Source organism: Salinibacterium sp. SWN1162, assembly GCF_015864675.1.
Classification (GTDB): Bacteria; Actinomycetota; Actinomycetes; order Actinomycetales; family Microbacteriaceae; genus Rhodoglobus.
In genome coordinates this window covers 1,427,845-1,440,521 of the sequence record NZ_JADYWT010000001.1, presented here as the reverse complement: position 1 = coordinate 1,440,521, position 12,677 = coordinate 1,427,845, and the positions used below count along the sequence as shown (strand labels likewise).

The 12,677-nt window shown below is 64.0% G+C and carries 10 protein-coding genes; 3 read left to right on the top strand and 7 right to left on the bottom strand.

Annotated features, from left to right (window positions below):
- Positions 1-50: 50 nt before the first annotated feature.
- The gene (locus I6E58_RS06810) at positions 51-224 is read right to left on the bottom strand and encodes a hypothetical protein (RefSeq protein ID WP_168187183.1); all 174 of its coding nucleotides are present in this window, start codon (positions 222-224) and stop codon (positions 51-53) included.
- 188 nt (positions 225-412) lie between these two features.
- Here I6E58_RS06810 and I6E58_RS06805 point away from each other — a divergent pair, with 188 nt between their 5' ends.
- Both I6E58_RS06805 and I6E58_RS06800 read left to right on the top strand, forming a co-directional pair.
- On the top strand, positions 413-598 hold the full coding sequence (locus I6E58_RS06805) for a DUF2510 domain-containing protein (RefSeq protein ID WP_197131674.1): 186 nt from the start codon (positions 413-415) through the stop codon (positions 596-598).
- 51 nt (positions 599-649) lie between these two features.
- On the top strand, positions 650-6,160 hold the full coding sequence (locus I6E58_RS06800) for an SCO7613 C-terminal domain-containing membrane protein (protein WP_197131673.1): 5,511 nt from the start codon (positions 650-652) through the stop codon (positions 6,158-6,160).
- Here I6E58_RS06800 and I6E58_RS06795 read toward each other — a convergent pair.
- On the bottom strand, positions 6,157-6,804 hold the full coding sequence (locus I6E58_RS06795) for a response regulator transcription factor (protein WP_231595161.1): 648 nt from the start codon (positions 6,802-6,804) through the stop codon (positions 6,157-6,159). The genes I6E58_RS06800 and I6E58_RS06795 overlap by 4 nt on opposite strands.
- A 10-nt stretch (positions 6,805-6,814) precedes the next feature.
- Positions 6,815-8,185, bottom strand: coding sequence for a sensor histidine kinase (locus tag I6E58_RS06790; RefSeq protein ID WP_197131672.1), 1,371 nt, complete (start codon positions 8,183-8,185; stop codon positions 6,815-6,817).
- A 217-nt stretch (positions 8,186-8,402) separates the two neighbouring features.
- On the opposite strand from I6E58_RS06790, the gene I6E58_RS06785 reads away from it, so the two are divergent.
- The gene (locus tag I6E58_RS06785) at positions 8,403-8,891 is read left to right on the top strand and encodes a Dps family protein (protein ID WP_197131671.1); all 489 of its coding nucleotides are present in this window, start codon (positions 8,403-8,405) and stop codon (positions 8,889-8,891) included.
- 50 nt (positions 8,892-8,941) lie between these two features.
- Here I6E58_RS06785 and I6E58_RS06780 read toward each other — a convergent pair whose 3' ends face one another.
- Genes I6E58_RS06780 through I6E58_RS06765 form a run of 4 tightly spaced genes read right to left on the bottom strand, consistent with a single transcriptional unit; the run spans position 8,942 to position 12,638 of the window.
- A complete protein-coding gene (locus tag I6E58_RS06780; RefSeq protein ID WP_197131670.1) occupies positions 8,942-10,402 on the bottom strand; it encodes an amidohydrolase in 1,461 nt (486 codons plus the stop codon).
- A complete protein-coding gene (locus tag I6E58_RS06775; protein WP_197131668.1) occupies positions 10,389-11,012 on the bottom strand; it encodes an FMN-binding negative transcriptional regulator in 624 nt (207 codons plus the stop codon). The genes I6E58_RS06780 and I6E58_RS06775 overlap by 14 nt, the downstream gene beginning before the upstream one ends.
- Position 11,013: 1 nt before the next feature.
- Positions 11,014-12,150, bottom strand: coding sequence for an Fpg/Nei family DNA glycosylase (locus tag I6E58_RS06770; RefSeq protein ID WP_231595160.1), 1,137 nt, complete (start codon positions 12,148-12,150; stop codon positions 11,014-11,016).
- On the bottom strand, positions 12,150-12,638 hold the full coding sequence (locus I6E58_RS06765) for a ribose-5-phosphate isomerase (RefSeq protein ID WP_197131666.1): 489 nt from the start codon (positions 12,636-12,638) through the stop codon (positions 12,150-12,152). The genes I6E58_RS06770 and I6E58_RS06765 overlap by 1 nt, the downstream gene beginning before the upstream one ends.
- Between the last annotated feature and the right edge of the window lie 39 nt (positions 12,639-12,677).

The following is a 12,677-nucleotide window of genomic DNA, read 5'->3' as shown; positions in this document are numbered from 1 at the left end:
AGGGTCAACGCAAGAGGGGCGAGCCGGCCGAGAAGGCTCACCATGTCTATCTAACTGTCTACGCGCTTCATCACGTGGATCGGGATGAAGACTCCCGCAGTGGTGACGAGAAGGCCGCCAATGAACACGACTGACTCAAGACCCTCTACGTAGAAGGCTTCGCCCATCATGTAAATGCCGCCCACGAAGAGCACGAAGGAGATTACAAAACCAAGAATGTTCACGACCCCATCTTACTCACGCCCAATGACCCAGCGACGTCATCCTCGCCGACGACAGCAACCCCTTGTCATCACGGAATCGTGTCCCCTATACTGGGGACTAGCTGCTCCCCCGAACTGATCCTCCGGCGGCTGGATCGAACGCCACACCCGTATCGCCCCCGGTGGCAGGGCACCTTTGGACTCCCCCGATGTCTAACACTGCAACTCAACTTCCTCCCTTCGGCTGGTACCCGGACCCCGCTGGCAGCCACTTGCTGCGCTGGTGGGACGGCAAGGTCTGGACTAATCGCCTTGAAAAGCCGCGCCCCGAGCTTCAGTCTGCAAAGGGCCACACCCAGCAACAGTCCACACTTTCGCGTCTCATCGCGTATTAGTCTTTCCGCACCGCTACTCTGAGACTTCCTCCCGAAAGGAAGTCATACGAGATGGTCGGTTCAGCACGTTCCTTCATTGAGCATGTTGGCCACGTGCTGTTTCCTCGCGGACCGCTAGATCTCACTGATCCCACGCGATGCCCGGCATGCTTTGTAGCCCTACCGCCATCGTCGGTGTGCGTGCAGTGCGGGCTCGACCTGAACCACCCGGATGCATCCCTTCTGCGGGAAGACTCCCTCGATGCTGCCGCCCTGCTCGAATCGCGGCTCGAAATCATCGGCAAGATTCGCTTCGAGACTGCCGCCGAACGGGTGCGAATCGCGAGCGAACGGCAGCAGGCAGAGCAATCTGCGGCCGCCGAAGCTCGCGCTCAGCAAGCTGAGCGCGCCTTAGCCGCACTGAACAGTGCGCCGAGCAACCGCGATGACACTGGGCGTCATGGTCACGACGCTGCTGCTGCCACGGACACCACCACAGATCCCGCCGCGTGGACTCCCCCGGCCCCTGTTATCGCCGCCACAACTGCAGCTGCGGCCGCAATCCCCTCCACGGTGGCCGATGCAGTAACTCCGATGCCTGCTGCGCTGACTGCTCCTGAATTTGCACTGGCTGCTCCGGAAGCTGCGCTGACTGCTCCGGCTCCTGCACCCGCACCTGCGTCGGCGATTCCAGCGCCTGCACCGGCACCCGCGCCTGCCGAACGAACACACGCCGGCATCCAAGTGATCTTGCTGATCGTGGGAGTATCGCTGCTCTCTGTGGGCGCGATCTTCTTCCTCATCTACGCCTTCATCAGCTTTGGCTTGATCTGGCGTTCAGCGATCATCGCGACCGTCACGATTGCGAGTATCGTCGGCGCTTCTCTCGTAAAAAAGCGTGGGCTTTCAGCGACGGCAGAAGCGCTGTCAGCTCTCGCCGCCGTGCTCATCACCCTCGACATCTACGCGGTACGAGAGAACGAGCTTCTCGTCATCGGCGATGCCGCAGGACGCGCCTATTGGGGCGGTGCCATCATCATTACCTCGCTGGCTTTCATGGTCTGGCACCGACGAAGCTCACTCCGCGTCGTCAGTTTGCTTGCGCACCTCGCCTTCGCGCCCGGGGTAGCGCTGCTCGCGGCCGGCCTCGCCGACGGAAATGTTTCCGGCGCGGCCGTCTTACTTCCCATGACCGCTCTCGCTGCCGGCTCGCTGATCTACCTCACGGCGCGCCACGAGAACTACCGCGGAGCGATCGAGCGCATCACCGGTATCGTCTACGCATTCTCCGCCCTGACCGTCGGCTTCATCACGGCTGTCGTGACCGCCGTCATCCCCTCCAGCGGCCAGTCCGCCCCCGAGTTCGGAGTGTGGAGTGCTCTCTGGCTCCTCGTTCTGGGAGCCACCGGCGTCGCCCACGGTGTTGCGGCTCACCGCGCACAAATCGATCCGATTGTGCGCAACGCCTTTGCTGCGGTATCCGGAATCCTGGTTGCGACCGGTGTCTGGCAATTACTCAGCGAGACGGTCGACGCTAACAGCGCAGCGGCATCCGCAAGCCCCCGAGTGCTGGTCGTGGTCGCGACCCTGACGGTGCTCGCGGTTTTGAGCGAAAGCAGCGGCGCGCTCTGGGGAGCAGCAGCCCGAGCCTCTACAGCGTGGGCAGCATTCGGAGTCTGGGCTGTGACCGCTATTGCGCTCGTCGCACCTCTATTCGTCTCCCTGACGGATGCCCTGCAGCACGTCGATGGCTGGACCCAACGTGCAACTACTCCCGGCTCCATCCCCTTCCTGTTGAGCGACGCTGGTTGGTCACAGCTCGCTCTCCTGAGCGTTCCAGCCGTCCTGGCAATTGGTTGGTTGGCGACCAAGCAACTCCGCCGCCGTCGCTCCTTCGTTCTCGCTGCGGCAGGCCTCGCCCTCACGGTGAGCGCGCCCCTGGCCGGTACCCTCTTCGCCGCCGTGATCACGTGGCTAGTGCTCGCGACGGCCGCCGCTGGCTTCATTGCGCTCGGCCAACGGCGAGAGGTCGGAGTGCGCGCGAGCGTGCTCGTTATCGCCGCCGGTGGATTCTTGTCTCTCGCTTTCGCCTATCTGTCGGGCTGGTCGAGCTACGACACGTGGCTCATCGCGAGCGTGGGCTCTGCGATCGTTCTCGCCGGTGCGCGCTACCTCGTTACTCACCGAGCCACCAGAGCCACCATGCTGGGAGCAGCAGCATTCTCCCTCCTCTCGGCTGCGGCCGGATTCGGCGAGCAGCTGCAGCTCAGCCTCGGAGTTTCGCGTCCCGCCGCCCTCGAATCTTGGCTCGCCGTAGCCATCCTCGCGTCCGCAATTCTGGCGCGAGCTCTGTGGCCGCGTACGCGCGAAGTCAACGCCCTAGAACTCCGGATGCTGTGGTGGATCGGCTTCGTCACGACCGCCGTCGCTGGCTCCGTGCTCTGGCTCGCGACCCTCTCAGACGCTCCTACCGCGGATGCCCCGCTCGCTCTCGATCTCACCATCGTCAGCTTTATTGTCGCTACCGTTTTCGTCGCAGCACTCGCCGCCACGATGCTGCGCCTCGGCATAGCGACCGGAACGGCCGAAAGGTTCGTCGCCGCCGGCATCCTCGCGCCCTCGCTCGTCTGGGCGCTTGATAGCGCGAGCCGTGCTGTCGGCCTCGGCTCGATAGCTCTCGAACTTGCACCGGCCACGGCATCCGTTCTCGTGGGTGCGCTCAGCATGACTTTGCGAGTACGTCAGCAGCACCCTCGTGTTCGACTGGTCAGCGAACTGAGCGCGCTCCTTGTCGCGGCGATCACTACCCTGGGTGCGATCGTGCAGCCGCTCAGCACTCACTGGTTGATCGCCCTCCTCGTCTCGATCACCCTGCTGCTGACGTCGATCTCCGCCGACGGCATCTTCGGATCCCGCTCGCTCCGTCGCTTCGCAATTTGGGCCGCTGTTGCGTTTGGCACGTGGTCGCTTTGGCTGCGCCTCGACCAAGTCAGCGTTGATGCGCTCGAGGCGTACGTGCTCCCGCTCGCTGCTGTGGTGCTCGGCATTGCATTCTTCACGGCTCGCGCAGAGTTGCGCGAGAGCCTCGTGCGGTCGAGCCCTTACATCGCTCTGGTAGGGCTTCTGATTGCGGTCATTCCGCTGGCTCTCAACGCTGCGGGCGGACCGGTCATCGATACGATCATCATCGCGGCGCTCAGCGCTGCCCTACTGCTCGCCGCCGCGTACACGACGCCGCGCGCCGGTCTCCTCGGGTTCTGGGGCATCGCCGTTATCGCGGCCACCGCCGGCATTGTCACCGCTACCGCCTCGCGAACGCTCTATACCGTCGACGCTGGCGCCACGACGCTCGCCACCGGCGAACCCCTCGTTCTTATCGCATTCGGCATCATCGCTATCGCAAGTTGGGGCGTCGCTCGGCGCGGGTTCTCGTCGGGAGCCCGCGGTACCCGGTGGGCGAAAACCGGTCCGCTGCTGCTGAGCACTGGCCTCGTTCTGCTCTTCGTTACTGAGATCCTTGTTGTTGTGACCGTCGTGGGGGCATCCGCTGCTGCCAACGACATCCGAGTGATCGCTCTCGTCACGTTCGGCGCGGTCCTGAGCGTCGTCAATGCTCGATTCGACTCGGCACCGCTTACGCGGGCTGTGAGCTACGTGGCGCTCACCCTCGCGGCTGCGCTCGCCTTGGCGGCGTATGCGCTCGGCGTGAACAGCCCCCTCGAGCTGGCAGTGACCGCCTCGATCATCGGAATCGGCGTGATTGCACGATCCCTCCTCCTACCCTCCTGCGATCTGCTCCCACGCGAAACTCCCACCCTTTGGTGGACGGGGTTCAGCCTGCTTGTCATCGCCGCGGCGACTCTCTGGCCCGCAGCGGTGAGCGCTCCGTCAGCTTCTGTGATCGCGTTCCAACTCGACGTGACGGTGATCAACGCCATCGTGTCGCTCGCAGGCGTTGCCGCGCTGGGATTCACGATTTTCGCTCGCGGTGCTGCCGATCGCCGTGTCGTCGCCACCGCCGCGGCGGCAGCGCTGGCGCCGGCCGTAGCGTGGCTACTCGACAGCGTCGTGCGGCTGAGCGCGGCTCCCGCTGTCGTGCTCGAGCTCTCCCCCGCGACGGCGGCGGTTCTCGTCGGGGCGCTCAGCATGGTGCTGCGATTGCGAGGCCATCAGGCCTCCGTTCGTCGCGCGAGCGAGATCAGCGCTCTCGCCGTCGGTGCGATCACGATTACAGCTACCGTTATGGCGGTCTCCCCCACCCAGTGGCTGATTCCCCTGCTGCTCTCCATCGCCCTGCTTTTCAGCTCGATCACTCGCGACGGTGTTTTCGGTTCGCGTTCGCAGCGACGACACATCATCTGGGCGGCTGTTGCTTTCGCAACGTGGGCGCTGTGGCAACGACTCGATCAATCTCGCGTCGAGGCGTTGGAGGCCTACGTCTTACCGCTCGCGGCTCTCGTCGTGGTGCTCGGCATCTTCATCGCCCGCGCCGAACTGCGCGAGACACGGCTCAGTTCCGCTCCCGCCATCACGCTCGCGGGACTGCTCATCGCGATCCTGCCGCTGTCTCTCAACGCTGCGAGCGGCGAGGGGCTGCGCACCCTCGTGATCGCGGGACTCTGCGGGGCACTTCTCCTTGCGGCAGCGTTCGTGGAGCCACCACGACCCCTGGTCGATTTCTGGGGAGTCGCCGCCATCGCCGCCGCAATCGGCCTCGTGACCACCACCGCCTCGCGCGCCATCGTACTGATCGTTGAGAGCCGCAGCGCGCTCCCCGAACTCGACTCGTGGTTGCTCGGAGCCGTTGCCATTCTGGCTCTCGCCAGCTTTGGGGCCGCAGCCTCAGGGCTGTCGCGCAGCGACGACCGCCCACGATGGTCCGTGCTGAGCGAAGTGCTCCTCGGCAGCGCGATCGTGCTGCTGTACGGAATCGAAACTCTCGCCCTACTCGACGCGGGTTACCGCGATGCGCCGCTCGATACCATCCGCGTGATCGCTCTCGTAGCCCTTGGCGGAACACTGCTTGTGCTCACCGCTCGAGCGTCGACCCGCCCCCTCACCCACCGAATGAGTTACCTCGCATTCGGTCTCGCCAGCATGGTCGGCGCACTCGCATTCTTCGCCAACGTCGTGCAGCCGATTGAATGGGTCACCACGATTCTCGGTGTTGCGCTGTTGGCTTACGGCGGCATCCGGATGTCTCGTGATGTCCAGGCGCGCAGTATGCGCTGGCTGAGCCCCGGGCTGATTATCACGCTGGTGCCGAGCCTGATAGCGACGTTCGTTGACAGCGCGGATGCCGACACTGCCTGGCGTATCGTCGCCCTCGGTATTGTCTCCGTGGTGATGATTGTGGTCGGCACTTGGCTCAAGCTGAAAGCGCCGCTACTCATCGCAACGGTTGTCGTTCTGATCCACGCGATCCACACCTTCGCTCCCGCGATCGTCAGCCTCTACCAGCTCACATCATGGTGGCTCTGGGCCGTTATCGGAGGAGCAATCGTGCTGTTCCTCGGCATCACGCTGGAGCGACGCATCCGAGACTTCAAGACGCTCAACACGAAGTTCAGCGAGTTGCGCTAGCGCTGCAACCAGGTGAGGACGGCAAGAACGCGGCGGTGGTCGCTGCCGGAGTCTTCGAGGTTGAGCTTCTGGAAGATCGCGGTCACGTTCTTCTCCACCGCGCCCACGCCGATCACGAGTTGCTTGGCAATAGCAGCGTTGGTGCGGCCTTCTGCGACGAGGGTCATGACCTCGTGCTCTCGCGGAGTGAGCGACATCAGCGGGTCGTGACGACGGCCCACCAGTTGCGCGACAACCTCGGGGTCAAGCACAGTGCTGCCGGCGGAGATTCGTTCAACGGCATCCTGAAGCTCCGAAAGCGATGCGACGCGATCTTTCAGCAGATAGCCAACGCCGCCGCGACCCGACGACAGAAGCTCTTGCGCGTACACAACTTCGACGTACTGCGAGAGCAGGAGGATGCCGATCTGGGGACGAAGTTCGCGCAAGCGAATCGCGGCGCGCACTCCCTCATCCCGAAACGTGGGCGGCATGCGCACATCGAGCACGACCAGCTCGGGCGCGCAATCGTCGAGGTTCGCGAGCAGTTCATCCGCGTCTCCGAACGATCCGACAACATCGAAACCCGCTTCAATGAGCACACGCACGAGCCCTTCGCGCAGCAGTACCGAATCATCGGCAACAGCAACTCGCAAAGGGCTCATGCGCTTAAGACTAGAGGGCAACGGGCGCCCGCTCTGCACTGGTCTTAGGCAGGGGCAACCGTGCCGTTACCGCGGTCGGACCGCCAGCGGGACTGTCGATCTCCAGACGCCCGCCGACTCCGCGGACGCGCTCTTCGATACCCGCGAGACCGTGGTCGGCGAGGACTGCAGCGCCACCCTGACCGTCATCCGATACCTGCACGAGCAGCCATGAACGATCTTCGGCGTGCTCGACAGAAAGCTGAACTTCCGCGTGCTGGGCACCCGCATGCTTGGCGACGTTGGTGAGCAGTTCGGCGACGACGAAGTACGACGCGCGCTCGACCTCGCCGGGCAGCACGAACGCTTCGGGCAACTCAGAGGTGAGGGTCGTCGGCACCGCCGCGCGGGTCGCCACGGAATCGAGCGCTGCGACCAGACCGCGATCCAGCAGTAGCGGCGGGGCGAATCCACGAGAGAGCGCACGCAGTTCTTCCAAAGCCTCAGCGGATTGCACTCGCGCTTCTGACAACAGTTGGCGCGCCTTCTCGGGGTCGACATCGAGTTGGCGCTCGGCCGCGGCGAGATCCATCTGCAGCCGCACGAGGCGCTGCTGCGGGCCGTCGTGGATGTCACGCTCAAGGCGTCGAAGCGAGTGACCTTCTGCCGAGAGAGCAGCGCCGCGTGATTCTTCGAGGGACTGTACTTCACGGCGCAGACCATCTGACTTGAACGAGGAGAGAAGGGCACGGGCAAGCCACCAGTGGGTCATAACCAGACCGCGAGTCACGAACGGAAGCGTCGCGATGAAGATGAGACCGACGATAAACGCCACGATGTTGTCAGCGATTTCGAGGTTCCAACCGGCGGTGTTGACCCCGAACAGGCCGAAGAACCAGGCGCCGAGCGACCAGTCGGGATCACCCGTCTGAACTTCGCCATCGAGGAACCACGCGGAGATTCCCGTGAGCCCGACGCTGAGCCACCCGATCGAGAGTGTCCACGTGATGAGCGTGAGCACGAAGCTCAGGATGAGCGTGTGCAGAAGGTAGAGCCAGTAGTGAGCGTTACCGAGGGTTGCCGAGATCCAGCCACCGAATCCAGTGGCAGCACGATCATCCTGCCAGTCGGGCCGCTGGATCTTGGCGCGGCCAGCCCACTCCAAGAGGTTGACGTGAGCGAGACCGAAGCCGCGGCCCACGTACAACGCAAGAATCATCACGAAGAAACCGATGAGGAAGACGGCGAGCGTGCCGATGCCGGTGGCCACGAGCGAGATGGCGACGCCAAAACCGGTCATCGCCAGCGGGAAGCCCAGCATCAGGTAGAGCACCTCTTTGGGAGTGGTGCGCCAGAGCTGCCAGTACGGGTTTCGGGGTTTTGTCACGGTGTCTGTAGTCATGGTTCTCTCGCTTCAGTCTCGCGCATTGGCGGGGCGGATGTGTGGTGTATCCAGAATCGCGAAATGAAGACCGACGACCCAGCATGGATGCACACCAAGTGGCAGTGGGGATATCCCCCGTGCGCGTGCTCCGGGCGGGTTAGCGTTGCCTCAGCTTGCTTGTGAAATTTTTGGGGCTCCGTAGCGTTGTACCTGTTGAACAATGAAGGAGCACACAATGACCGAAATTAAAGCAGTTCCGCAGACCTCAGCTGACCCTGATGTCACCTCGGGTGTTGCCCAGTTCCTCGGCCCGGTCGTCACCGACCTCACGGCCCTGTCGATTGACGGCAAGCAGGCACACTGGCACGTTCGCGGCGCGAACTTCCAAGCCATCCACGAACTTCTCGACACGATCGTCGACCACGCCCGCGACTGGGCTGACACAGCCGCAGAGCGCGTTGTTGCTCTCGGACTCCCGATCGACGCACGCACCCAGACTGTCGGCGCTAAGGCAACGACTCCGAGCATGACCGCTGGTTTTCAGCAGGCCGATGACGTTATCGCTGAAGTAATCGCTGCGATCGACGCCACGCTCGTGACCGTTCGCACCGCCATTGACGAGCTCGGTGAGCTCGACAAGGTCAGCGAAGATGTAGCGATCGAGATCGCTCGTGGGCTTGAGAAGGACCGCTGGTTCCTCTTCGCTCACCTCGCCACGAAGTAACTTTCGAGCGTAACTTTTCGGGTGGCCGCTTCGCGAGCGACGAGTTGTAGCTACAGCTCGTTGTGAGTGAAGCGGCCCGCCAGAATCGTCGCGTCAACCCGCATCGATCGCAGCTCTTCACCGCTGCAGTCGAGCGGGTTTTTGCGTGTCACGACAATGTCGGCGACTTCGCCGACCGCAATGCTCGATTGAACGGATGCCGTCAGCGCTTCGGCAACAGTGATGCATTGTTCCGGATGCCACGCCTCGCGCCCATCGCGGCTTCGGCTCACGGCTGACGCAATCGCCGCCCACGGATCAAGCGGTGCCACGGGAGCATCCGAACCCATCAGTAGCTCAACGCCAGAATCGAGCATTGCGCGCAGCGCAATGCTGCGGTCGTTGCGTCCGGGCCAGAGCGCGTCCGCTACGTCACGGTCGTCCATGGCGTGTTCGGGCTGCACGCTCGCAGCAATGCCGAGAGCGGCGAAACGAGGCAGGTCGGTTGCGGAAAGCAACTGGGCGTGCTCGATGCGGCCACGGCATCCGACCGCTTCGAAGGCGTCGAGAGCAAGAGTGTTGGCGTCGTCGCCGATGGCGTGAACGGCCGGCGAGAGGCCGGCGTTGCTTGCGGTGCGAATCCACTCGATCAGTTCGTCGGTGGGGATGTTGAGCACTCCCCTGTTGTGTGGCTCGCCCGGGTAGGACTCAGCGCAATACGCGGTGCGGGTGTTCAGCGAGCCGTCAGTAATGATCTTGAACGGGCCCACTTCGAGCAGCGGCGCGAGCTGTTGCCCGGTGGCGAGTCCTTCGAAAATCGCGCGTTCCAAGAAGCGCGGGTAGACGCCGACGCGAACCCGGAACAGGTCGAAGCCGTGCAGCATTCGACGCTGCCAGTTCTCGAACTCCCACGTCATTTCGAGGTCGACGATGCCGACGACGCCGCGGGATGCTGCCTCGCGAGCACCGGTCAGAATCCACTCGTCGAGCACTTCGGGTTCTACTCGGCTGAGCGCACTTCCGACCGCGAAGGCTTCTTCTTCACGCAGGAAGCCGGTGGGGTGATCGTAGAAGCCGAAGCGTTCGAGGGCGAGGCTGTTGAGCCAGCAGGAGTGCAGGTCGCCGCTGACAAGAACGACGGCGATGTCAGAGACGGCCGAATCGAGCAGGGCGCGGGTGGGCTGGTCGGGCCACAGGGCATCGCGGAAGCCTTGGCCGACAATGATGCCCTCGGACTGCGGCAATACCGAAGTAGCGAGAGTGACGGCGACTTCGGTGGCCGACGTCGTGTGGCTGAGGTCGATGCGCTGCGATTGCTGCGCCCACATGCTCGAGTGCACGTGCTGATCCCAGAGGCCGGGCATGATCCAGCGGCCGTCGAGGTCGATGACGTCGTGGTCGGCAGAAGCGTCGCCAGCGGCATCCGCTGATCGCCCGTGGGGCTCGATTGCGGAGATGCGCCCCTCGGTGAGGGTGACATCGACCAGGGCGGAGGCATCGTCGCCGACGATGCGCGCGTTAGTCAGTTTCACTCGGTAGAGCCCTTGTCATTTCTGCGGCCAGTTCTGAGCTAGCGTACGCGCCGTTCGCGCTGAGTTCGTTCACGATGTTCTCGTGCACGGCGGGTTTTTTGTTCTGGCTCATCTTCATTCGCGCATCGAACCGGTCGATCACGATGCGCAGGCCGACGGTTCCCTTGGCGGCGCGGCGAGCGCCCGCTTCGTCGTCACTGAGCGACACCGGATGCTCGACATGGTGCTCGAAGTGATCGACTAGTTCACTGAGCACCCGATAGTTCTCTTCGTCGCTCAGAGTTTCGGGAGTGCCGTAGAGATGCGCGGTGGCGTGATTCCAGGTGGGGATGTTGTCGCCCTCGGGATACCAACTCGAGGAGATGTACCCGTGCGGGCCCTGGATGATCACGAGCACCTCGTGCTGGCCGAGCTCGTGCAGCACGTCATCGGGGCGTCCGAAGTGCGTGACGAGACTGAGCTGATCGTCGCGGTTCTCCAGCATCACCGGGTAGTGCGAGGCGACCATTCCCTTGGAGGTCGGCGACACGATCGTGGCCCACGGGTGTTCCTGAACGAGGCGGCGCACTTCGGCGGGATCGGTAATCACGTACGTCGGTGTGTGCCGCATGTCAGACTCCTTGCGGTTTGGATGCTCGGGGCTTTGCCACCCGCGGCTTTGTGGCCCGCGGCGCTTTCGCCCTGGACTTCGGCACTGCAGCGCCCAGCGGCGCTTGGCAGCTCGGGCACCAATACAGCTTGCGGGCCGAGGCGAGTTCCATCGCGATGTTGGTGCGGCAGATACGGCACGGCAGGCCTTCGCGGTGGTACACCCAGTGACGGTCATCCCGGCTCGCGAGCGCGGCGGTGTAGTCGTCGCCGGTGAGGCCGTCCATCGTCATCATCTGGCCGGTGCGCACACCAATTTCGAGCAGGTGCGCCCAGTCGCGCCAGAGTTCGCGCAGCAACTCTTCGGGAATGAGTTTGCCGGGCGTGTGCGGGTCGAGGCGGGCGCGGAAGAGGATCTCGGCGCGGTAGACGTTGCCAATGCCGCTGACGATCGACTGATCCATGAGCTGGATGCCAATCGCGGTCTGCTTCTTGCGCACGGTAGCGACAAAACGCTCTTCGGCCTCGCCGTTGTCGTCGACGAGCGGGTCGGGCCCGAGCTTGTTGAGGGCGACCTGCACCTCGTCGGGGTTCAGCACTTCGCAGGCTGTGGGCCCGCGCAGGTCTGCACAGGTGTCTGTCGTGAGGAGGCGCACTCGCACGGCACCGATGGGCTCGGGCGGAAAGTCTGAGGCGTCGTCGGAGGCTTTCTCTTGCTCCGACATGCGCAAGCGGGTGCGGCGTGGGGCTCCGATGCTCGCGAGCGAGTCTTCGTGCTCGCCGACGACGGAGCTGCCTGCGCCCGCGGCGGCGCTGCTCAGCTCGGCGGAGTCAGCAGCGTCCGCGCCATCAACAAACGTCCCGTGCTGGTTGGTCTGCCCCATGCGACCGGCGGCGGATGCCGTCGTCGCGTCGGCGGTGAAGTTGCCCGCGAAGTCCCAGGCTCCGTAGAGCCCGAGGTGCACGCGCAGCCAGCGGTCGTGCTCGAATTCGAGGAACATCTGCTTGCCCACGGCTTTGGCGCTGAGCATCCGCAGTCCATCGATGCGTTCGGCTCCCGCGGCAAAGCGGCCTTGCGGAGACGACACTGCGACGGTTTTGCCGACGAAGTGCAGCGCGAACTGGCGCGCGATGCGATGTACGGAATGCCCCTCAGGCATTAGAGAGCGAAGGGGTGCGCTGCGATGGCGCCGGTGGTTTCGTATTCGGCAAGCTGGGCGATGCGGCGAGAGTGACGCTCGTCGCCCGAGAAGGGCTCCGCGATGAAGAGGTCGATGAAGCGCGTGGCTTCGTCGACGGTGTGCTGGCGGGCACCAATCGAGATGACGTTGGCGTCGTTGTGCTGCCGAGCGAGCGCTGCGGTCGAGTCGTTCCAGACGAGGGCGGCGCGGATGCCCGTGACCTTGTTCGCGGCAATCTGCTCACCGTTGCCGGAGCCTCCGAAGACGACACCGAGCGCGTCGATTCCAGCGGTCTGATCGGCCGCTACCGCGCGCGCTGCGGCAATGCAGAACCCGGGGTAATCGTCGAGAGCGTCGTAGGCAACGGGGCCGTGGTCGATGACCTGGTGGCCCGCCGCGGTGAGGTGTTCCTGCAGCGTGGCACTGAACTCGAGGCCGGCGTGATCGGTGGCGATATGGATGCGCATTCCTCCAGTCTAGGGTCGCGAGCATCCGCTAGCGCCTAC

Coding starts and splice junctions, on each gene's coding strand:
- I6E58_RS06805 (WP_197131674.1), top strand. CDS start 413: ATGTCTAACACTGCAACTCAACTTCCTCCCTTCGGCTGGTACCCGGAC.
- I6E58_RS06800 (WP_197131673.1), top strand. CDS start 650: ATGGTCGGTTCAGCACGTTCCTTCATTGAGCATGTTGGCCACGTGCTG.
- I6E58_RS06795 (WP_231595161.1), bottom strand. CDS start 6,804: ATGAGCCCTTTGCGAGTTGCTGTTGCCGATGATTCGGTACTGCTGCGC.
- I6E58_RS06790 (WP_197131672.1), bottom strand. CDS start 8,185: ATGACTACAGACACCGTGACAAAACCCCGAAACCCGTACTGGCAGCTC.
- I6E58_RS06785 (WP_197131671.1), top strand. CDS start 8,403: ATGACCGAAATTAAAGCAGTTCCGCAGACCTCAGCTGACCCTGATGTC.
- I6E58_RS06775 (WP_197131668.1), bottom strand. CDS start 11,012: ATGCGGCACACACCGACGTACGTGATTACCGATCCCGCCGAAGTGCGC.
- I6E58_RS06770 (WP_231595160.1), bottom strand. CDS start 12,150: ATGCCTGAGGGGCATTCCGTACATCGCATCGCGCGCCAGTTCGCGCTG.
- I6E58_RS06765 (WP_197131666.1), bottom strand. CDS start 12,638: ATGCGCATCCATATCGCCACCGATCACGCCGGCCTCGAGTTCAGTGCC.